The organism is Aquimarina atlantica, assembly GCF_000626715.1.
GTDB lineage: Bacteria > Bacteroidota > Bacteroidia > Flavobacteriales > Flavobacteriaceae > Aquimarina > Aquimarina atlantica.
Window position 1 is genome coordinate 1 of record NZ_AQRA01000010.1, and the last position, 22,939, is coordinate 22,939.

At 33.8% G+C, this 22,939-nt stretch carries 19 protein-coding genes; 9 read left to right on the top strand and 10 right to left on the bottom strand.

The genetic code is table 11. From position 1 onward, the window contains the following. The first annotated feature begins 902 nt into the window (after positions 1-902). A complete protein-coding gene (locus ATO12_RS20580) occupies positions 903-1,328 on the top strand; it encodes a DUF6261 family protein (RefSeq protein WP_034246039.1) in 426 nt (141 codons plus the stop codon). Positions 1,329-1,400: 72 nt separating this feature from the next. Further along, positions 1,401-1,577: a hypothetical protein gene (locus ATO12_RS26215; protein ID WP_165583428.1), complete on the top strand. Its 177-nt coding sequence runs from the start codon at positions 1,401-1,403 to the stop codon at positions 1,575-1,577. A gap of 61 nt (positions 1,578-1,638) precedes the next feature. On the opposite strand, the gene ATO12_RS20585 is transcribed toward ATO12_RS26215, so the two are convergent. Further along, entirely contained in the window at positions 1,639-2,967 is a 1,329-nt protein-coding gene (locus ATO12_RS20585) for a RagB/SusD family nutrient uptake outer membrane protein (RefSeq protein ID WP_034246352.1), read from the bottom strand. 10 nt (positions 2,968-2,977) lie between these two features. Beyond that, on the bottom strand, positions 2,978-5,914 hold the full coding sequence (locus tag ATO12_RS20590; protein WP_034246354.1) for a SusC/RagA family TonB-linked outer membrane protein: 2,937 nt from the start codon (positions 5,912-5,914) through the stop codon (positions 2,978-2,980). 273 nt (positions 5,915-6,187) lie between these two features. Here ATO12_RS20590 and aspS point away from each other — a divergent pair, with 273 nt between their 5' ends. From aspS to ATO12_RS20610, 4 genes are all read left to right on the top strand, one after another. Next, positions 6,188-7,936 carry an aspartate--tRNA ligase gene (aspS, locus tag ATO12_RS20595; protein WP_034246042.1) on the top strand — a complete coding sequence of 583 codons (1,749 nt, stop codon included), beginning with the start codon at positions 6,188-6,190 and terminating at the stop codon, positions 7,934-7,936. A 59-nt stretch (positions 7,937-7,995) separates the two neighbouring features. Continuing rightward, entirely contained in the window at positions 7,996-9,783 is a 1,788-nt protein-coding gene (locus ATO12_RS20600; protein WP_034246045.1) for a chloride channel protein, read from the top strand. A 106-nt stretch (positions 9,784-9,889) separates the two neighbouring features. Further along, positions 9,890-10,144, top strand: coding sequence for a hypothetical protein (locus tag ATO12_RS20605; RefSeq protein WP_034246049.1), 255 nt, complete (start codon positions 9,890-9,892; stop codon positions 10,142-10,144). A gap of 89 nt (positions 10,145-10,233) precedes the next feature. After that, complete coding sequence (locus ATO12_RS20610; protein ID WP_025666829.1) at positions 10,234-10,431, top strand: cold-shock protein; 198 nt, start codon at positions 10,234-10,236, stop codon at positions 10,429-10,431. Between the two features lie 85 nt (positions 10,432-10,516). On the opposite strand, the gene ATO12_RS20615 is transcribed toward ATO12_RS20610, so the two are convergent. Then, the gene (locus tag ATO12_RS20615; RefSeq protein WP_034246053.1) at positions 10,517-10,966 is read right to left on the bottom strand and encodes a nucleoside deaminase; all 450 of its coding nucleotides are present in this window, start codon (positions 10,964-10,966) and stop codon (positions 10,517-10,519) included. Positions 10,967-11,064: 98 nt separating this feature from the next. Between ATO12_RS20615 and ATO12_RS20620 the strand changes: the two genes are divergently transcribed. Both ATO12_RS20620 and ATO12_RS20625 read left to right on the top strand, forming a co-directional pair. Beyond that, positions 11,065-12,831 (top strand): 1-deoxy-D-xylulose-5-phosphate synthase, encoded by a 1,767-nt coding sequence (locus tag ATO12_RS20620; protein ID WP_034246056.1) that lies wholly within the window; start codon positions 11,065-11,067, stop codon positions 12,829-12,831. 97 nt (positions 12,832-12,928) lie between these two features. Beyond that, positions 12,929-13,348 carry a lipocalin-like domain-containing protein gene (locus tag ATO12_RS20625; protein WP_034246059.1) on the top strand — a complete coding sequence of 140 codons (420 nt, stop codon included), beginning with the start codon at positions 12,929-12,931 and terminating at the stop codon, positions 13,346-13,348. Between the two features lie 55 nt (positions 13,349-13,403). On the opposite strand, the gene dgt is transcribed toward ATO12_RS20625, so the two are convergent. The 4 genes from dgt to ATO12_RS20645 form a co-directional block, all read right to left on the bottom strand. Further along, a complete protein-coding gene (dgt, locus tag ATO12_RS20630; RefSeq protein WP_034246062.1) occupies positions 13,404-14,747 on the bottom strand; it encodes a dGTP triphosphohydrolase in 1,344 nt (447 codons plus the stop codon). Positions 14,748-14,828: 81 nt separating this feature from the next. Beyond that, positions 14,829-17,291: a ribonucleoside-diphosphate reductase subunit alpha gene (locus ATO12_RS20635; protein WP_034246064.1), complete on the bottom strand. Its 2,463-nt coding sequence runs from the start codon at positions 17,289-17,291 to the stop codon at positions 14,829-14,831. 350 nt (positions 17,292-17,641) lie between these two features. Then, on the bottom strand, positions 17,642-18,622 hold the full coding sequence (locus ATO12_RS20640) for a ribonucleotide-diphosphate reductase subunit beta (protein WP_034246356.1): 981 nt from the start codon (positions 18,620-18,622) through the stop codon (positions 17,642-17,644). A gap of 394 nt (positions 18,623-19,016) precedes the next feature. Next, positions 19,017-19,586 (bottom strand): DUF3109 family protein, encoded by a 570-nt coding sequence (locus ATO12_RS20645; RefSeq protein WP_034246066.1) that lies wholly within the window; start codon positions 19,584-19,586, stop codon positions 19,017-19,019. Positions 19,587-19,700: 114 nt separating this feature from the next. Between ATO12_RS20645 and ATO12_RS20650 the strand changes: the two genes are divergently transcribed. Beyond that, entirely contained in the window at positions 19,701-20,282 is a 582-nt protein-coding gene (locus tag ATO12_RS20650; RefSeq protein ID WP_034246069.1) for a MarC family protein, read from the top strand. A 245-nt stretch (positions 20,283-20,527) separates the two neighbouring features. Here ATO12_RS20650 and ATO12_RS20660 read toward each other — a convergent pair whose 3' ends face one another. Genes ATO12_RS20660 through ATO12_RS20670 form a run of 3 tightly spaced genes read right to left on the bottom strand, consistent with a single transcriptional unit; the run spans position 20,528 to position 22,866 of the window. Continuing rightward, positions 20,528-20,833, bottom strand: a complete 306-nt coding sequence (locus ATO12_RS20660; RefSeq protein ID WP_025666819.1) for a hypothetical protein — start codon at positions 20,831-20,833, stop codon at positions 20,528-20,530. An 18-nt stretch (positions 20,834-20,851) separates the two neighbouring features. Further along, the gene (locus tag ATO12_RS20665) at positions 20,852-22,435 is read right to left on the bottom strand and encodes a S41 family peptidase (protein WP_034246074.1); all 1,584 of its coding nucleotides are present in this window, start codon (positions 22,433-22,435) and stop codon (positions 20,852-20,854) included. Continuing rightward, the gene (locus tag ATO12_RS20670) at positions 22,435-22,866 is read right to left on the bottom strand and encodes a deoxycytidylate deaminase (RefSeq protein WP_034246077.1); all 432 of its coding nucleotides are present in this window, start codon (positions 22,864-22,866) and stop codon (positions 22,435-22,437) included. Before ATO12_RS20670 ends, ATO12_RS20665 begins: the two co-directional genes overlap by 1 nt. Positions 22,867-22,939 lie beyond the last annotated feature (73 nt).

The window sequence follows — 22,939 nt, forward strand, 5'->3', positions numbered from 1 at the left end:
TACATAGCTCAAAGTCGGGAGACTTTGCGCAGCAATCTCAAAATCAGGGTGACACACAAACTAAAATAAAAATAATAAAATGTCAGGCTGAGTCTCCCCCAGACCCCCTCTTTTAAACATCATTTCAATAGATAATAATTATAATTCAAATCTAAAGGTCGAAGCCCTATCAAAACTAAAAGATCAAAAGCCTTTCGACCTCAAGGTGACATATGAACTAAAAAAATAACGCAATGTCAGGCTGAGCTTGTCGAAGCCCTATCAAAACTAAAAGGCATAAAAACACTTCGACAGGCCTGTCCTGAGTTTATCGAAGGGCTCAGTGTGACATACAAATTAAAAAAATCTCAGTTCCGAAAAATGAAACTGTCATGATGTATCATTGTACAAAGAATGATAAAATATGCATCAAAATACCATGTCGATACATCAGTATACAACAAAAACAACTTCAGAAGTCAAGAACCACTTCAGTAATGCAAAAAGCCGTGTCGGGTTTTCCGGGATCAAATCCAGTAGCACTGGAAACGCCCCGGGTTTTCCGGCAGCATATCCAGTTGTACTGAAAACGTCTCTGATTTTCCGGGACGTTTTCCAGTTTCGTATAATCATTCTAAATAATGAATAAGAAATTTTCGTCAGTCATAGTGATTTTCGATAGAAAATTATAACTAAAAAGAGCTTATCGATACTAAATTCTTACAGAATTTCACTCCGAAGTGACTGTATCGGCTCTTAATAAATAACAAGTATAAAAAAAATACATATATCAATAACTTTAAAAACAAAAAACAATGAAAGAATTATTAGTCGCACCAAAACTAGAAAATTTTAAAAACGGGGAGTTCTCTAAATATACCCGTACACTTCTAGAATTAAGCAACGAGTAAGATCTGGATGCAATGGAGCTAGCACCCTATATCGATACGCTCACATCAGAATACGATAGCTTTAAAGCTGTATATAAGAAAAACCGGGGCAGTATTCTTACTCCAGAACTGGCTATGCTGGATCGATATCGTGATAACGGGCTTAAACTCGTACAACGAAGTGTAAAGCTCATTGCCGATTTTGCCCGGGATGAAAATGATCGTAATCAAGCTAATCTTGTCTATAAAGCAATTACCAAACACGGTACGGCCATTTATGATATGGCGTACAATCAACAAGGTGGCGTAATGGATGAAATTATAGAAGAAGTAGATGTAGACACTAAGCTAAGTACTGCTATAGATGCATTACACCAACGTAAATACTTCGATGAGATGAAAGATGCACACCAATCTTTTGATCGTATTTTTAAAGCCCAGCTTAAAGAACAACAATGAGAACAAAGCAACCTTAATCTAACCGAGTTACGAAAACGAACTACTACAGCACTTCGAGAAGTATTAGACTGGGTGTTTATTCGCGCCAAAACCAAAGGGATTCCCCAATTCGAAACCTACATAGGTAACCCTAATGCACTTACCGAGCAATATAACTTATCTATCGAGCGTCGTTTACATGGCAAAACTAGTACTGAACAAGAATTGGATGATGATTTTGATCCTAATCAGGGAGAAGTAAACATATAACCCGATTAAAAAAATGCCCCCATTTTTTGGGGGCATTATCATATAGAATTAAGATACTTTCTTATTGATTTTCTGATAATGGTATCGGAAATACATTGAATATTTCATCGCCAGTTCTATCAATAGGTAATGTGTTGGATAAATCATACCTTCTTAAATCAAACATTCTATGGTTTTCTGCCCATAAAGAATATCTTCTCTGATTCAACATCTCAGTAGTTAAAGCATCTGCAGTTACTGCTCCCGAGTAATTTGGTAAACCTGCAGCATTCCTAATAACATCTAATGCAGTTACTGCATCTGCAAGATTATTAGCTAATATACTTGCTTCTGCATACACTAAAATTAATTCTTCGTTTCTTATCATATCTATTGGAGAAATATTTGAGGCATACAAAGCTATTTCATTTGCCCCATTAAGATCATCACTAGATTGAGCAGGAACTGGACGAAGGGCTGTTTTTGTGGTAACTCTAGTATCCCCTGCTTCGGCATCATTAATCCAACTATCATGAACTATAATCTGGTCACCACTTTGCTGAGGAACTTTAAATAATCCATTAGTAAAATCACCTGGATTTAGACTATATACATGCTTAGGACCAACATTTAAATCCCCATTAAGGTCAAAAAATGAGTCATTAAGAGAATCTAGAGACTCACTAGATTGTCCAGCATACAATGTAGCTACTGCCCTAATTCCTTTATTAAAAGTAATAAAAGTTTGGGGAGTATTAAATCCATCAAAACCAGAGCTTAGCATAAGTTTGAATTGAGTACCTGCATTGTTAAGATCTACAACAGCATCATCTAAAATTTTAATTACCTCAATAATTGCTTGATCAAACTCAAGAAATGGACCTAGATTATCAGGGTCAGAAACATCAATTCTAGCTCTATTATATGATTTTAGTACTTGAATTAGTTCATAGGCTATTATGGTTTTAGCAAATCCTCTATACCCAGATTTCTCCTGTTCATTAACTGAATTGGTATTTTTAAGAGCATCCATTAATACATTAGCATTCTTAATACAAATATATCTAGAATTAAAAGCTGCTGTTGAATAAAATGAATCATTATCCAATTGCGAAGAATTTGGCCCTTTTCCTAACAAATCTGAGGTATTACGTGGATCCGCATCAAAAAGATACAATTCTCTTGCCAAAGTTCCACTAGCTGTAGTTTGTATTGCAAGAGAATTACGCATTGTAGATTCGACAGCCGAAACTAAATTATTCAATTGGCTTACACTTGCATTACTTAAAACGTCATTAAGACTCGGTCTATTAGGGTCTATTTGTTCATCGAATGTACATGAGGTAACAGCTAAGAAACTTAATAACCCCACTATAAATCTGATTTTTTTATTATTATTTATAAATTTCATTGCTTTGGAATTAAAAATTAACACTTAAATGAAAGTAATATTGCTTTGTACTAGGGAATGGAGTTACTTCCAAACCTGAAGACAAACCAGAACCTCCATTTACTGAAACTTCAGGATCATAACTACTATAATCTGTAATAGTAAAAAGATTTCTACCAGATACTCCAAGTTTTACTCCACTAACCCCATCACCTAACCATTTAACAATCTTAGTTGGAAATCTATAATGTAAAGCCGCTTCTCTAAGACGAACATATCCAGCCGGTTCAATAAATCTAGTTGCAACGAAACCTTGCGCTACTCTATCTTGACCTTCTTGTGTATCCAAATCTACTGAAGTCTGAGCTAAATCTGCAAGTAATCTCGTAAGGTTTAAATTATTCCCTCCTTCTTTCCAATGTAATAAAAATGATAAATCCCATTGTTTAAAAAATGTAAGTTGATTTGTAAATGACATCTGAAAATCAGGCTCTACATCTCCTACCTGTGTTGGTGTACCATTTATATTACCTACAATTTGAGTAACTGGTTTTCCTTCTTCAATATAAAAAGATCCTAGCCCTAGGCCAAATCCTGCACCTGGTTGAGCAAAAGCAGGGATATCTAATCTTGTAATTTCCGACCTATTAAGCCAAAATTGCACTCCTGAATTCCAATAAAAATTATCACTATCAAAAGCATCAACATTTAAGGAAACCTCAACACCTGAATTGACTAAATCTGCAAAGTTTTTGGTTTCCCTTGTAAAACCGGACGTAGAAGGCAAATTTCTTGATAATAATAAATCTTTAACTTCTCTATTGTAATATGTAGCTTCTAAAGACACTTTATCAAACATTTTTATATCAAAACCTACTTCAAATTCTGAAGATGTTTCTGGTTTAATATTTGGGTCTCCCAGCTGCCCATCTATTGATGTTCCTCCATTACCCCCAACAGAGACCGCATTTAATCCCGTAAATGCAGAGCCAAATGCAGCAGAGTTACCTGTTTGCCCATAGGCAGCTCTTAATTTAAATTGATTAACCTTATCAGTTTGCCAAAAATCAAAGTTCGCCAAATTAACCGCTAATGAAGCTTTTGGAAAACCATAAAATTTATCAGCATCTCCGTTGAGTGTTGACTTATCTATTCTATATCCCACAGTTCCTATTATTTGATCTTTATAATTCGCTTCTGTTTGGAAAAAATATCCAAACTCTTTAACTGTGAATGCATTTTGTGTAATATTTTGGGCGAAACCTTGACTTAAATTTGTTTGACCTAAAATCAATTGCGTTGTTTGATTAAAGACTAAATCTGTTTGTTGTTCTAAATAAGTAGTACCAATTTGAGTTGTAAATCCTAAATCCCCATTCATAGCATTATGGTTCCATATACCAATAGCTTGCATATTGAAATTTGTAAAATTGTTTTTTCCAACACCTATAAAACCATTATCATCTCCTCTTTGAGCTTGGTGAATTTCAGGAACATAAACAAAAGTCTCATTAGCCAAAAAATCAACCCCCCCATTCAAAACAAATTTCAATCTATTTTTTTCGCTATTAAGAAGTTTTACATCTAACTTAAGCCCTTGTATGAATCTATTATTAGAATCTTCATTTTTTGCAAGATCTCTTACAAGTAACATGTTACCATTAGCTGAAGGGTCTGGATTATCTGGATAATTTCCAGCAGCATCTGGGAAAAGATTTGTCCACGGCCTAGTATAGGCTAAATTATATCCAAAACTTAGTCCACCTTCATTTTCATTACCCGTAAAACTTCTGCTAGAATTACTTCTTACATAATTTGAAGAAGTCGATATACTAAAAACATCTGATATTTTATGATCAATATTGGTTCTTAACGATATTCTGTCGAAACCTGTTTTTTGAATTATTCCTGCTTCATCTCTATAGGATCCGCCTACATAAAATTTAGTTTTTTCATTTCCGCCAGCTGCACTAATTTTAGTATCAGTAATAAACCCTGTCTCTCCATAAATTTCGTCTTCATAATCATACAATTCTCCCCGAGTTGCAATTACGTTCTCAAATCTTTGTCTTTCAGAAGTTCCAAAAGCAGCTTCTACACTACTAGCTGTCCATGGTCTAACACCCAATTTCTTAATAATAGTTGTAAAGCCCACATCTTGATTAAAACTGATCTTTGTTTTACCACCTTTTCCTCTTTTGGTAGTAATAATAACAACACCGGCATTACCACGTTGTCCATAAATAGCAGCTGCAGAAGCCCCTTTAAGTACTTCTATGTTTTCTATATCACTAGGATCTAAATCTGCCAATCTATTTCCCGAATTTTCTTCATTTCCTCTATTCGCTCCAGAAGCAAATCGTAACCCTGAAGGGATTTCGGTATTATTAATATACACCCCATCAATAATAAATAATGGCTGATTGTTTCCACTAATAGAAGAAATACCTCTTAATCTCAATGCGAACCCTCCTCCAGGTGCACCTGAAGACGAAGTTATATTTACACCTGGCACTTTACCATATAAAGCACCATCTACAGTAGTTTGCCCTGTATTTCCAACTAATTCTTCTGAAGAAACTGTGGAAACGGCGTTTGCAGCATTACTCCTTTTTATAGATGAACCTAGTCCCGTTACTACCACTTCTTCTAATGATTCTGTAGACTCGGCTACTTGAATCGTAATATTCCCTGCAGTTGCTACAGGTACCGTTTTTTCTGCAAATCCTAATGCAAATACTTTTAAGTTTACTGGCAAACTGCTTACGGTAATACTAAAATTACCATCAATATCACTAGAGGTACCATTATCTGTTCCTTCTTCAATAATATTCATAAAAGGAGCTCCCTGACCAGTGCCCTCAACGACCACTTTTCCCGTAATGGTCTCCTGAGCCAACAACAAAGTCGGAACAAAAATTAGTAATAGCAAAATCTTCATTTTGCAAAAATGATTGTGTTTTTTCATAATGATCTGTTTAAATGTTTGGTTAAATCTATTAAAAGATATTGATAAAACAATGTTAAAACTAACAATTGTTCGCATAAAAACAGTCAAAACACTACTTATACTGTATTAAAACATCATAAATACATATAAATTTTAAATATTTCAAAATCTTAATAAAACTGTTTTATAATTAACAATTTTCATAATATACCTAAAGATTCTCAAAACAATTAAAATCTATTACCTGTTCACAGTTAAACTTCTTATTTTTGCAGCCTTAATATATAACATATGTATAGAAGTCATTCGTGTGGTGAACTACGCGCCTCAGATATCAAAAAAGAAGTCACCTTATCCGGATGGGTGCAAAAGACTCGTGATAAAGGATTTATGATATGGGTTGATCTTAGAGATCGTTATGGTATCACTCAATTAATATTTGATGAAGAACGTACACCTGCACCTGTGGTCAAAAAAGCTAAGACCTTAGGAAGAGAGTTTGTCATCCAAGTGAAAGGAACAGTAATTGAGCGCGAATCAAAAAATCAAAATATTCCTACAGGAGAAATTGAAATCCTGGTGAATGAATTAACTATTCTTAATGAATCAATTGTTCCTCCTATTATTATTGAAGATCAGACAGATGATGGAGAGGATATACGTATGAAATATCGTTATCTCGATATTCGTCGTAATCCGGTAAAAAATAGTTTGATATTTCGTCATCAAGTGGGAATGCAAGTAAGAAATTATCTTTCTAATGAAGGATTTATCGAAGTTGAAACTCCGTATTTAATTAAATCTACACCAGAAGGAGCTCGAGATTTTATTGTTCCATCCAGGATGAATGAAGGCCAATTCTATGCATTACCACAATCGCCACAAACATTTAAGCAACTCCTTATGGTTGGTGGAATGGATAAATATTTTCAGATTGTAAAATGTTTTAGAGATGAAGATTTAAGAGCAGACAGACAGCCCGAATTTACACAAATAGATTGTGAAATGGCATTTGTTGAGCAAGAAGATATTTTAAACATATTCGAGGGGCTTACCCGATATTTACTATCAGAAATAAAAGGAGTTAATATTGGTGATTTCCCAAGAATGACCTATGAAGAGGCCATGCGAACTTATGGTAATGATAAACCAGATATAAGGTTTGGGATGAAGTTTGGTGAACTTAATGATATTGCTCAACACAAAGAGTTTAATGTATTTAATACCGCAGAATTGGTTGTTGGTATTGCGGTTCCTGGCGGAGCTTCATATACAAGAAAAGAGATTGATAAGCTTATCGATTGGGTAAAACGTCCTCAAGTTGGTGCACTAGGAATGGTATATGTAAAATGTAATGAAGATGGAACATATAAATCCTCGGTAGATAAGTTTTATGACCAAACTGATCTGGCTAAATGGGCAGAGGCAACCGGGGCTAAAGCAGGCGATTTAATCTGTGTGCTTTCTGGTCCTACAAACAAAGTAAGAACACAGTTAAGTGCCCTTAGAATGGAGCTTGCCGAACGATTAGGGTTAAGAAATCCAGAAGAATTTGCTCCTCTATGGGTAGTAGATTTTCCATTATTAGAATGGGATGAAGAAACAGAACGTTATCATGCTATGCATCATCCTTTTACTTCTCCAAAACCAGAAGATATTGCTTTGTTAGATACCAAACCAGGAGATGTTCGTGCTAATGCATATGATCTTGTTTTAAACGGAAATGAAATAGGAGGTGGTTCTATCCGTATTCATGATAAGGAAACGCAGGCATTAATGTTTGATCATTTAGGATTTACCCCAGAAGAAGCAAAGGCACAGTTCGGATTTTTAATGGATGCTTTCCAATATGGGGCTCCTCCTCATGGTGGTATTGCTTTTGGATTTGATAGATTAGTCGCTATACTCGGCGGTCAGGAAACAATTCGGGATTTTATTGCTTTTCCGAAAAATAATAGCGGGCGAGATATCATGATTGATGCTCCATCTAATATTGATAACGAACAGCTTAAAGAATTAAATATAAAACTTGATTTATAATAAAAATCCCGCTCATGGCGGGATTTTTATTACCTTTAAACTAGTTAAGTCAAGTACATATGTCTCCCCAAAAGAAAAAGACACTACTTTATAAAGTACTTAAATGGAGATATCGCCATATTTCTGATAAGACCTTTATTCTTATTCTAAGTATTCTTGTAGGGTTTACAGCAGGGCTTGTTTCCTTATTATTAAAAAATATCACCCATTTAATTCAGGTTGTTTTAGAAAGTGATATCATTTCGTGGCAAGCTTCTTTTTATTTTATTATCCCTATAATCGGTCTACTGATTGTTTATATATTCACAAAATATATATTTAAAAGAGACGTAAAATCAGCTATCCCACTTATTTTACATTCGCTTTCCAAAAAAAACGGGGTTATACGACCTATTCACGGGTATTTACCTCTTATTTTAGCACCAATCACAGTAGGTTTTGGTGGTTCCGTAGGGCTTTTGGGTCCAGCAATTAGCTCTGGATCAGCATTAAGTTCTAGTTTTAGCACTCTATTTCATGTTAATCGAAAAACCAGGGTATTACTTATCGGTTGTGCATCTGCTGGTGCTATTTCTGCCGTATTTAAATCTCCTTTGGCAGGTTTAGTTTTTGCAGTAGAAGTATTTAGCCTAGATCTCACATTAACATCTCTACTACCGCTACTTTTTGCTTCAGTATCATCAATAATTACCTCCTATTTTTTTTTAGGAGACGAAGTCTTATTTAGATTTAACGTATTAGAAAAATTTGATATCTACGATACTCCTTTTTATATTATTTTAGGTATCGGAACCGCATTTGCTTCTATATACTTTACTAAAATGTATTTTGGGATATTACATTTTTTTGATCGTTTTTCTAAAAAAATTCACAGGTTATTAATTGGTGGACTTGCCATTGGAATCATGTTATATTTTATTCCCCCACTCTATGGTGAAGGTCTTGGTTTTATAAATGGTTTATTACATGGTGATCATCTAACTGCTATCGGCAAATCCCCATTTGATACTATGACCGATAATATATGGATTGTCATAGCTTTATTAACAGGTATTACCATCTTTAAAGCAGTTGCCATGACTGCAACTTTTGCTGCAGGAGGTTCTGGAGGAATATTTATCCCAACAATGGTTATGGGCAGTGCATTGGGTAATGTAGTCTCTAAAGTAATTAATAATCTAGGAATGGGTTTTCATGTTTCTGAAGCCAATTTTACACTGCTAGGAATGGCCGGGCTTATTGCCGGAGTGTTACACGCTCCTCTTACCTCTATATTTCTTATTGCTGAAATCACCTCTAGTTATGAGTTATTTGTTCCTTTAATGATTACCACTGCAATATCATTTATAATCTCAAAAAATAAAATAGAACATAATATTTATACCCGAGAACTTGCTAAACAAGGACATTTATTGACCCATGACAAAGATCAAACTGTTTTGACTCTAATGAATCTCGAAGACTGTATCGAAACTAATTTTATCACCATAAAACCAAATTACACCTTAAAACAACTTTTAAGTGAGGCTGTAGCAAAATCAAACAGAAACTTATTTCCTGTTATTAACGAATCTGGTCATCTTATAGGAATGGTTGCATTAGATGATATTAGAGATATTATGTTTGATATTACCTTATATCACAAAATAACAGTCGACACCTTAATGGCTCAAACCTCGGTTGCAATAATTTATGAGCATGACAATGCAAAAACAGTAATGAAAAAATTTCAGGATACCGGAGCCTGGAATTTACCCGTGATTAAAAATGGCAAGTATTTTGGCTTTATTTCAAAATCAAAACTTCTTACAGCATATCGTAGAAAGTTAATTAATTTTACAAGATAAACCCTTCAATCTACTACCAATACACCATAATTAACAGTACTATTGCACAAAGATTTCCAATTTTTAATGAACTTATTTTCACAATACCGTAAAAATTTTTAGACTCATGAAATATATTATTAGAATACTTTTTATAGCTATTATTATCCTTATATGTATTGGATATTACTTCAAAAACTCGGGAGATCATAGCACCGGTGATAAGTTAGTTGGGATTGGCATATTAGCTTCTTCTTTCATTTTAATGCCTATTTTTATTTATCACAGATGGAAAAATAAAAAAATTAAAGACTACATGCTAACCGAGGAAAACCTAAAGAAAATGCGGGATTATGAGGCAAATAGAGAAAATAATAACTGATAAATTTTCAAAATATTCATACTTTGATAACAATTCATAAAAAATTTAAAACTACCTTTATTATTTATAATACTTATTATCTTATTACAATGGAAGGAACAGTAAAATTTTTTAACGAATCAAAAGGTTACGGATTTATTACCAACGACGAAACAGGAAAAGACATTTTTGTTCATGCTTCAGGAATTGATGGCGAAGCATTAAATGAAGGTGACAAAGTAGAGTATAATGAAGAAGAAGGAAGAAAAGGACCTACTGCAGCTAATGTGCGTATAATTCACGGATAGAAAGCAGACTCTGAACGTTTCAAAAGCACTACTATTGTAGTGTTTTTTTTGTTTTCTTAATTGATAGTTGGTATAAAAATTTAACTTAATTAAGGTTTCGTTTTTCAATAAAAAACCGAGTGATTAATTCTCCGCATTCTTCTTCTAAGACACCTCCTATAATTTCGGTTTTCGGGTGAAGTTTTGTTCCCATTACAGTACATCCCCTTCGTTCATCAGCTGCACCATACACTATCTTTTTAATCTGGCTCCAATACAAAGCTCCGGCACACATCTGGCAGGGCTCTAGAGTTACATATAATGTACATTCTTTAAGATATTTACCCCCTAAAAAATTTGCTGCCGCTGTTATTGCCTGCATTTCGGCATGAGCCGTAACATCATTTAATAATTCTGTAAGGTTATGAGCTCTGGCTATAATTCGATCTGCAATTACAATAACCGCTCCTATCGGAACTTCATTCTTCTCATATGCCAATTCTGCTTCCTGAAGCGCTTTCTTCATAAAGTAAGAATCATCTAATGGGTCTAACATATATTATCAAATTTTAGGTAAAGCTAAATAAAAATATTTGTATTCTGAATGAAATAAAAAGTATATAAAGAACCATTACAAAATAGTACTTTTGTGCTATGCAACAATCATTTCTATCTAATATCCAATATCCATCTGATCTAAGAAAACTATCTCCTGATCAGTTACCCAAACTAGCCAGAGAACTTAGAGATTTTGTGATTAATATTGTTGCTACCAAAGAGGGGCATCTCGGGGCGAGTTTAGGGGTGATCGAGCTCACTATTGCGCTTCACTATATTTTTGACACCCCTAATGATCTTCTTGTTTGGGATGTGGGACATCAGGCTTACCCTCACAAAATTCTTACCGGAAGAAAAGATATATTTCATACCAATCGTCAACTAGATGGTATAAGTGGATTTCCTAAACGCAACGAGAGTGATTATGATACTTTTGGCGTTGGGCATTCCTCTACTTCTATTTCGGCTGTATTAGGCATGGCAATTGCATCCAAGCTAAAAGGGAATATCACAAAACAACATATCGCAGTAATTGGTGATGCTTCTATTGCTAGCGGAATGGCCTTTGAAGGGCTTAATCATGCCGGAGTAACTGATACCAACATGCTAGTTATCCTTAATGATAATGCAATTGGTATTGATCCAAGTGTAGGTGCTTTGAAAGAATACCTTACTAAAGCCAAGATTGGGGTTAGGCCCAGAAAAAATAATATTATCGAAGCCTTAAACTTTAATTATTTTGGCCCTATTGACGGGCATGATTTACCTATGCTTCTCAAAACTTTGGAGAAACTAAAAACTACAAAAGGTCCAAAGCTTTTACATATTATTACCACTAAAGGAAAAGGCTTAAAGCAAGCTGAAGAAAACCAGGTAAAATACCATGCTCCTGGTAAGTTTGATGCATCAACCGGGGATCTAATTTCAAAAGACAATACAGGGCTACCACCTAAGTTTCAGGATGTTTTTGGATTTACTATTCTTGAGCTAGCCAGAAAAAATAAAAAGATTATAGGTATTACACCTGCTATGCCTACCGGAAGTTCTCTAAAATACATGATGAAAGAAATGCCAGATCGAGCTTTTGATGTAGGTATTGCCGAGCAACATGCCGTCACCCTTGCTGCCGGAATGGCTACACAGGGATTAATTCCTTTTTGCACCATATATTCTACTTTTTTGCAGCGCGCTTATGATCAGGTGATACACGATGTAGCTTTACAAAATTTGCCTGTAATTTTTTGCGTTGACAGAGCTGGCATTGTAGGTGCAGATGGTGCAACACACCATGGGGTTTTTGATATTGCATATCTTACTTGCATTCCTAATATGATTGTTGCTGCCCCAGCTAATGAAATCGAATTACGACATTTACTTTATACTGCTTCTTTGGGGCTAAACCATCCTATTGCGATACGCTACCCCAGGGGGAGAGGACATATTATCGATTGGGAGGTTCCTATGCAAAAACTACAAATCGGTAAAGCGACCCGCTTAAAAACAGGTGCTAAAATTGCAGTAATTTCTACAGGTATTATAGCGCATAATGTAACTAAAGCCATAGAAACTATAGAAGAAACCATTAGTCACTATCATTTTTGTTTTATAAAACCTTTAGACATTGATCTGTTAAAACAAATATTACAGAACTATAACACCATTATTACTGTCGAAGATGGAGTTATCAAAGGTGGTTTTGGAAGTTCGATACTCGATTTTGCCAATCAACATAGTTTTAAAAATACAATTATCACTCTGGGTATTCCTGATCAATTTATTCATCATGGTACTGTAGATCAGCTACATGACATTTGTGGGATTTCTCCCGAAAAAATTCTTAACACCATCAATACATTTCTCTAGTTATCTATTTATAAAAAAATGATGATCGACATGGTAACAATCATTCTTACTATGACACTTATCTAAGAACAATAAATAATTATCATTTTTTACAACTATGAAAAAACTAAGCTTATTCACTTTACTAATTACATTAATTTTTATTTCTTGCTCTAAAGATGATGATGCTTCAAATCAAGAAATACCAGCAAATAAAAACTTAATCGGCACCTGGGAACTTACTTATAGAAAGGAAAATAACAACACCACTCCCAATACTCTAGATAATTGCGAAAAAACATCTACAATAGAATTCAAATCTGACAATACTTATTCAGAAAAAACTTTTGTTGAAATATCAAGTAACTGTGTAAGTGATGGTGAGTTTTCGGGTTCCTGGTTAGAATCTAATAATCAATTAACTCTTAATTTTATTGAAAATGGTGAGAATACAACAAATATTTCAAAATTTAGCATCGCAGATGATGAACTTACTTTAGTTTTTGATGAAATAACAGAAAAATATAAAAAGAAATAAGGGTCGTGTTTAACATCCACAAAAAACCTATCTATGATATAATAGATAGGTTTTTTTATATCTGTAATCCTTTTATTTTCTGAAATTTCAATAAAGCGTTACCGTCGGTTAGGCTTGCCACATAATTGCTTATTCCAATAAGTCGAGTATAGAGATCTTCATTTGTATAATCAAAATGCATCCCTTCGGCTCTCAAGATTAACTTATCATAATTAGAACTCTCTCCTTTATTAAAGTTATCAGTAGCTACACAATAACGATCTAAAAGCGTAGCAAGAATTTCGTACCCTGCAATCTCCTTTTCTGTTACTTCCTGGCTTTGATAGATCTTGGCAACACTTATTTTTATAATGTCATCGATTTGAGCTTCATATTTACTTTTGTCTATTAATGCCATATCAAAAGTTCCTGATAATATAGCCTCTTCATGCTCGATAAAAACACTTGCTGCTTCTCCTATCAAAGTATTAATAGCTAGTGCTCTAAGATAACTTAATCGATCTGCTGTAGTAGTGAGTTTATTATATTTTGAAGTATTGATAGTATCCTTCACTAATTTAATCAAGTATTCTAAAGCATATTCTTCTTCTATCAACCCCAGATTAATACCATCTTCAAAATCGATAATAGTATAACAAATATCATCTGCTGCTTCTACCAAAAAAGTTAGTGGATGACGACTATAAGTAACTTCATCATCAATTTGGTATTGCAACAATCCTACTTCTTCTGCTACCTCTTTAAAAAAAGAAGTCTCATTCTGAAAATATCCAAATTTTTTATGAGCGATATGAGATGTTGGTTTTTTGGGCAAAGATTCTTTGGGATACTTCATAAACGCCCCTAATGTCGCATAGGATAATCTTAAACCTCCTTCTATTCCTTCACGAGATTCTGTAAGAATTTTAAACCCATTGGCATTCCCTTCAAAATCTATCAGATCCTGATATTGCTTAGGAGTAAGCTGACCTTTATATCGGTTACCACTTCCTGTTTTGAAATATTCTCCTATCGCTTTTTCTCCAGAGTGCCCAAAAGGCGGGTTACCTATATCATGTGCTAATGCAGCAGCTGCAACAATAGCTCCAAAATCATTAAACTGATACCCATGAACAGCAGCAAGATGCGGATGTTTCTCTAAGATTTTCTTACCTACTACTCTACCCAAAGAACGTCCTACGACAGATACTTCGAGACTATGGGTTAATCGTGTATGTACAAAGCTGGTTTTGGATAGCGGGATAACCTGAGTTTTATCCTGCAGACTTCTAAAGGCCGAAGAGAAAATAATACGATCATAATCTACTTCAAAACCTAACCGGGTTTCGTCTTGCTCTTTACGTAATCTTTTATTTCTATCTCCTTGTCGTTTTAAAGACAGGAGCTGTTCCCAATTCATCATATTTCTAAGAAAATTCGAATATACAAAAAAGGGAAGCATCCTAAGAAAACTTCCCTTTTGCCCTATATAAATCTAGGTCTATGACCCACACATTAAACAATCGTCTCCTTCGCCTTCTTTAGATTGTGCAATGATTGCACGAAGTTCTTCTGGAGTAAGAGCTGTTCCTTCTGGTGTAACAGCTTCTTGTTTTGGTTCTGCCTTGGTTGCTTGCGCTTCCATTACTTGTGCAGCAGCTACAGCTACTTGCTCTGGTTTAGGCGCTTCTTTAGTTTCTTTTTTAAGTGTAAACTTAATTGCATCTACAGCAGATTTTGTTCTTAGGTAATACATACCTGTTTTCAATCCACTCTTCCATGCATAAAAATGCATCGAAGTTAACTTAGCCATAGTTGCACCTTCTAAGAATAAGTTCAGAGATTGAGACTGATCGATAAAATATCCTCTATGACGAGACATATCGATAATATCCTTCATACTCATTTCCCATACCGTTTTGTATAGTTCTTTCAGGTCCTGTGGTATGATATCTATATTCTGTACCGATCCGTTTGCACGCATGATAGCATCCTTAAGCTCATCATTCCATAATCCTAATTTTACCAGATCTTCTAATAAGTGTTTATTTACAACAATAAACTCTCCTGATAATACACGTCTGGTATAGATATTACTTGTATAAGGCTCGAATGCTTCATTATTTCCTAAAATCTGAGACGTAGATGCTGTAGGCATTGGTGCAACCAATAATGAGTTACGCACCCCGTTTTTAAGTACTTGCTTACGAAGTTTTGCCCAATCCCAACGGCCGCTTAATTCTTCATCTTTTATTCCCCATAGATTGTATTGAAAATCCCCTTTAGATATTGGAGAACCTTCATAACTTTGATATGGTCCATCTGCTTTTGCTTCTTCCATCGACGCGGTTACTGCAGCAAAATACAATGTTTCAAAAATCTCCTGATTTAATTTTTTAGCTTCATCACTGGTAAAAGGTAAACGCAATTGGATAAATGCATCTGCTAATCCCTGCACTCCTAAACCAATAGGGCGATGACGTATATTAGAATTTTCTGCTTCTTTTACTGGATAATAATTACGATCAATTACTCTGTTCAGGTTCTTAGTCACCCGTTTTGTAATTCTAAAGAGTTCTTTATGATCGAACTGTCCATTTTTTATAAACATTGGCAATGCAATAGACGCAAGATTACATACCGCTACTTCATCTGGGCTAGTATATTCTAATATCTCTGTACATAAATTAGAGGATCGTATGGTTCCCAAATTTTGTTGATTAGATTTGCGATTTGCAGCATCTTTATACAACATATAAGGTGTACCTGTTTCAATTTGAGATTCTAAGATTTTTTCCCAAAGCTCACGTGCCTTAATTGTTCTGCGTCCTTTTCCTTCTGCTTCATAACGAGTATATGTTTCTTCAAACTCATCACTATGTATATCAAATAAACCTGGGCATTCGTTAGGACACATTAATGTCCATTCTGCATCATCCTGTACTCGCTTCATAAACAAATCTGGCACCCACATAGCATAGAACAAATCTCGTGCACGCATTTCTTCTTTACCGTGGTTCTTTTTAAGATCCAGGAAATCAAAAATATCGGCATGCCAGGGTTCTACATATATTGCAAACGATCCTTTTCGTTTTCCTCCTCCCTGGTCAACATAACGAGCAGTATCATTATATACTCTAAGCATAGGCACAATACCATTAGAAGTACCATTGGTCCCTGCAATATAAGATCCTGTAGCACGCACATTATGAATAGATAATCCTATTCCTCCAGCCGACTGTGAAATCTTAGCAGTTTGTTTTAATGTATCATAGATCCCATCAATACTATCATCTTTCATTGTTAACAAAAAACAAGATGACATCTGTGGTTTTGGAGTACCCGAATTAAACAATGTTGGTGTAGCGTGTGTAAAATACTTTTTAGACATTAGCTCATACGTCTCTATAGCGGCATCCAAATCATTAAGATGGATTCCTATAGATACTCTCATAAGCATATGTTGTGGGCGCTCTGCGATTTTACCATTAATTTTTAACAGGTAAGAGCGCTCTAATGTTTTAAAACCAAAATAATCATATCCAAAATCACGATTATAAATAATTGTAGAATCTAATTTTTCTTTGTTAGCGACAATTACCTCATAAACATCATCTGCGATTAGTGGTGCTTTTTTGCCTGTTCTTGGATTTACATACTCATATAGGTCTGTAACTACTTCAGAAAAAGTTTTCTTTGTATTTTTATGTAGATTAGAAACAGAGATACGAGCGGCAAGCTTCGCATAATCAGGGTGTGTTATAGTCATTGTTGCTGCTATTTCTGCAGCCAAATTATCCAACTCACTAGTTGTTACTCCATCATACAACCCTTCTATCACTCTCATAGCTACCTTTACAGGATCAACTAGTGGATTAAGTCCATAACATAACTTTCTTACCCTTGCGGTAATCTTGTCAAACATAATTGGTTCTTTACGCCCATCTCTTTTTACTACATACATACTTTTTTTTGGTTTTTAAATTTTCTTCTTAATGAAGAAGTTGATGATAATTCGTGTTACTAATTTTATATTTTGAAAGTCAAAAAATTAGATTCTATCTCCTTGAAATTGGATACTAAAGAGAAATCTCTACATCCAAAAATCAGAGTAATTCTATAGATAAAAAAATAATATGACTTTCGTCCCTTTTGTTTTTTGTGTGGCTTTTTATAAAGCTTTATCAAACTGAGCTAATCTGAATTAAACAAAGAAATGTTTTTGACTAGCTCAGAATGAATATATCTTTATTGTTAGCATTTTGGATCCAACTCTTATTGGAATAATAATCTTAAGAAATTAATTCTTTTAGATTAAAAATCTGCATCAAAGCTGATCTTATTGTCTTCGGTATCTTTATTAAGCACTCCGGCTTTTTGATATTCTGAAACTCTTTTCTCAAAGAAATTAGTTTTTCCTTGTAAAGAAATCATATCCATAAAATCAAATGGATTTGCTGTTTCGTATTCTTTTTCACATCCTAATTCTACCAATAATCTATCGGTAACAAATTCTAGATATTGAGTCATTAACTTAGAGTTCATACCTATCAAACTTACAGGAAGAGATTCTGTTATAAACTCTCTTTCAATATCTAATGCATCTACCAGAATTTTTCTAATTCTATCCTTCGGTACTTTATTTATCAAATGTTTATTATGAAGATGAACTGCAAAATCACAGTGCACTCCTTCATCTCTAGAAATTAATTCATTAGAAAATGTAAGTCCAGGCATTAATCCACGTTTTTTTAACCAAAATATAGAACAGAACGCACCTGAAAAGAATATTCCTTCTACTGCAGCAAAAGCTATTAAACGTTCTGCAAAAGAATCAGATTCTATCCATCGTAATGCCCAGTCTGCCTTTTTCTTAATTGCAGGAAAATTCTCTAATGCATTAAACAATATATCTTTCTCTTTCTCATCCTTTACATACGTATCAATTAGTAAAGAATAGGTTTCAGAGTGAATATTTTCCATCATAATCTGGAAACCATAGAAAAATTTTGCTTCACTATATTGTACTTCGTTTATAAAATTTTCTGCAAGATTTTCATTTACAATACCATCTGATGCAGCAAAAAATGCTAAAATATGTTTGATAAAATATCGCTCATCATCATTAAGTTTAGTAGACCAATCTGTAATATCCTGATGCAAATCGATTTCTTCTGCTGTCCAAAAACTAGCTTCAGATTTTTTATACCACTCCCAAATATCATGGTGTTGAATAGGAAAAATTACGAATCGATCTTTATTTTCTTGCAAAATTGGTTCTACGGCACTCATCATTATTTTTTTAGCTGTTTTTTTTGAGAATTTCTTATTTCCTAAGGGTCTTACAAAGATCAAAAAATAGGTTAAAAGTTCTACCAAAAGTTAACAAACGTTTTCAACAAAGTTTTCAACACGAAGTGATTTTGTAACAAAAATGATCTTTCACAAAAACACACATAACACATTGTTAATCAAAATATTAAGTATTTATTGAAAAATACAGATAATGTGAACATCATCTTCAAAAATCTCTTATTTTTCACTTGTTAACCGAGGTTTTTCAACAGAAAAACGAAGAAGGGAAAATACATCAATTTACGGTAAACCCGTAACCAAAAAAAACTCTTTTTTTAACACAAAAAAGAGCAAAAAAGGAGTGTTATTTATATCTAAAAATATAAAGGAAGGGTTATTTTTTCAATTTTTCTGCAACATTTTCAAGTTCGATATACCAATCTTCTCCAAATTTTCTAATTAAGGCTTCTTTAACAAATTTATAGATCGGAACTTGAAATTCTTTACCTAATGTACAGGCATCATCACAAATTTCCCATTTATGATAATTTACAGCAGAGAACTCTGTATACTCTTGCACTCTAATCGGGTATAAATGGCAAGATACTGGTTTTTTCCAATCAACTTCGCCTTGATTATATGCTTCTTCGATAGCACACATAGCTGTCCCTTTTTCATCAAAAATCACATATGCACAATCTGCTCCATCTATTAGAGGTGTTTCTAATTCTCCATTAGCTGTTTTAATATGGGTTCCGTAATGCTCTATAGCCTCGACACCTTCTTTTCTCAAATAAGGTTTAACGATAGGGTATATCTCTTTAAGTTTATGAGTTTCTGACTCTTCTAAAGGTGCTCCTGCCTCACCATCGATGCAGCAGACTCCTTTGCACGCAGAGAGATTACACACAAAGTCTTTTTCTATGATATCTTCAGAAACTATGGTTTTTCCTAATTGAAACATGGCGCTAAGATAATTCTTATACAAGAGATTTTTTACAATTTATTCACCTTTTTATAATACCTTTATTCAATAAAGTCTATTTATATTTGCTCAAATTTTTGAAACTATTTTACTATGAACTTTGACCTTAAAGAAATATTGACTGCGAGTATGGTTCTGTTTGCTGTAATAGATATCATAGGGAGTATTCCGATTATTTTAGATCTTCGTAAAAAAGTAGGACATGTACAAAGTGAAAAGGCTTCTATCGTAGCAGCAATCTTAATGATTCTTTTCTTATTTGTAGGAAAAGAAATCCTAAGTCTAATTGGTATAGATGTTAACTCTTTTGCTGTTGCAGGTTCTTTCATTATTTTCTTTTTAGCTATAGAAATGATATTAGGTATTCAATTATATAAAGATGATGCTCCTGAAACTGCAGCTGTAGTTCCCCTTGCTTTTCCTCTTATTGCTGGAGCAGGTACCATGACATCTATTTTATCCTTACGAGCAGAGTATCATACAATTAATATAATAATAGCGATACTAATTAATATTATCTTTGTATACATTGTGCTAAAATCTTCTGGAAAAATAGAAAAAGTACTTGGTAAACAAGGAATTAATGTGATACGAAAAATATTTGGGGTAATTTTGCTCGCTATTGCAGTTAAATTATTTACGGCAAATATCAAAGAGCTATTAACAACTATTTAGTTTTAAAACAGATGAAATATTTTATATACCTATTAATTATCATTGCTACGGGTTTAATCATTTATAATATAACTTATCTAGATTTTGATAATTTATTGATTGGTGATAGTAAAACAGCTCTTATTGGTGTTTTTTCTTCAGCCTGTGTAATTCTGTTAATGGCAATTTTATTGGTTTCCAGAAATATTCAAAAGAAAAAAAGAGGGAACTAAGTTTGTTCTAATAGCAGTAAAACATTACTACGGTCAAAATACAAAGAAGCAGGCAATAATCACTGGTGGAATTGAAATTACCATTAGGATCATAAAAAAGTTATGTAGTTTTCTAAACAACAATGCTTTCTTTAAGGATTTTTTTAGTTTCAAATCTTCAGAACTATGAATATGTTCTCTTATTATATCACCAGAAACATAAGAGGTATCAACTAATATATCATGCTTTAAAAAAATAGAAGCACTATTATCTAATAACCTAAAGGCAACTGCTATAATAAAGAAAAAAAGCGGGGAGCATATTGCAATAGCTACTAGATATTCTTCAAATTCTGACATATATAATTTAGATATAAGTTATTCTTCTTTAGAAAGTGACAATACTTTATTAATCATTGCATCATCTTTATTTATAATTCTTTCAAAAGCCCCAGTTCCAAATAATTGCTGCGCCATTGTCGCTTTCAAATATTTTTTTAATTGATCTTCATAATTCTTCAACTCAATCTCTATACCTCTTTGCCTTGAATATTTTAAAAAATCTTGAGCAAAAGTATCGTCTATATTAATTTTTTCATTGAACTCATCTTCAGACAAATCATTATAATACGCCCTGTTTTTATCCAGTTCTTCAAATACATATCCTCCCATACGACCAGAACGTAACATATAATCTAAGGTTTCACCAACACGAGTTGTATCCTTACTAACAAATATATCGGGTATAATGCCTCCACCTCCATAAACAATTTTGCCTCCTGGAGTTTTAAATTTCAAAGAATCTGCTACCTGAATACTATCTGCATTCTGCAATTCTCCATTTTTATACCGCTCCATATACTCATTAAAATATTCTTTATTCCCATTGGCGTATGGTTTTTGTATCGACCTTCCGGTAGGTGTATAATATCTCGAAATTGTTAATCGTATTGCGCTACCATCTCCTAATGCCATTTCTCTTTGCACAAGGCCTTTTCCGTAAGAACGTCTACCAACAATAGTTCCCCTATCATTATCTTGAATTGCTCCTGCAAAAATTTCACTGGCAGAGGCAGAGTTCTCATTGATTAGCACATAAACTTTTCCTTGTTCAAAACTTCCTTTATTGGTAGCAAAATTATTTTCGATAGCTCCTTTTTTATTTTTGGTAAACATAATCAGCACATCATCCTTCAAAAATTCGTCTGCCATTTTTAGCGCTGGTGCAATAAATCCTCCTCCATTATCACGAAGGTCGATTACCATATTTTCGGCTCCTTTATCTATTAATTCATCTAATGCCGTTTTAAATTCTTTGTATGTTGTTTCTGCAAAACGATTTACTTTTACATATCCCAATTTATCATCCAACATATAAGCTGCATCTACACTTTGTATAGGCACACGTCCTCTTTTTACAACTACATCAAATATTCCTTTGCCTTTTCTATATACTCTAAGTTGTACCTGGCTATTTAGCTCACCTTTTAATCTATTTGCTAATCCATCTCTTATTAAACGCTCTCCATACAAAGTATCGCTATCTGCCATTAATATTCTATCTCCTGCCTTAATCCCCGATTTTTCACTCGGTCCTCCTTTTATGGTATTAATTACAGATATTGTATCTCTGTAAGGATAATAGCTCACCCCTATACCAATAAAATCACCTTGCATATTTTCTGTAATCCCTTCAAGTTCTTCTGATGGTATATATATCGAATGAGGATCCAGGTTTTCTAATATCCTGTTTACCGTAACTTCTACAATACTATCGGTATTGATCTCATCTACATACTCATAATCTATATAATCAATAAGCCTATTTAGTTTTTCTTTTTTGGGGTTATAAGAAAATAGCTTTGCCGAAGGGTTGCTAAAATCAAGTTTACTACCCAAAAATACTCCGGCTCCTACAGCCAAACCCAAAAACAAAGGCAAGTATTTTTTTGAATATCCCATTATTCTTCTAAATCCGTAATCTGTTCTATTTCTACTCCAGCCTTAGCAAGAAACTGCAGACCAGAATCATCTTTATAACCTGTTTGATACACTATGCGTTTTATTCCTGCCTGGTGAATCAATTTACTACACTCCTTACATGGTGATAATGTAATATATAATGTTGCTCCTCTACAGGATTGAGTAGATGAAGCTACTTTAGAAATCGCATTTGCTTCTGCATGCAATACATACCACTTTGTATATCCTTCTTCGTCTTCACATGGATTCTCAAAACCTGTTGGGGTGCCATTAAATCCATCTGAAATAATCATTCTATCCTTTACAATAACCGCACCAACTTTTTTTCTTTCACAATGAGATAATTTCCCCCATTCTCTTGCAATCCTAAGATAAGCTTTATCGTACTTTAGTTGTTTTTTTTTTGACATAAAATAGAATGACTAGTGTATTGATAACAATCAAAGTACGAATATATTATTACGATGTGGCAAATACAACCTT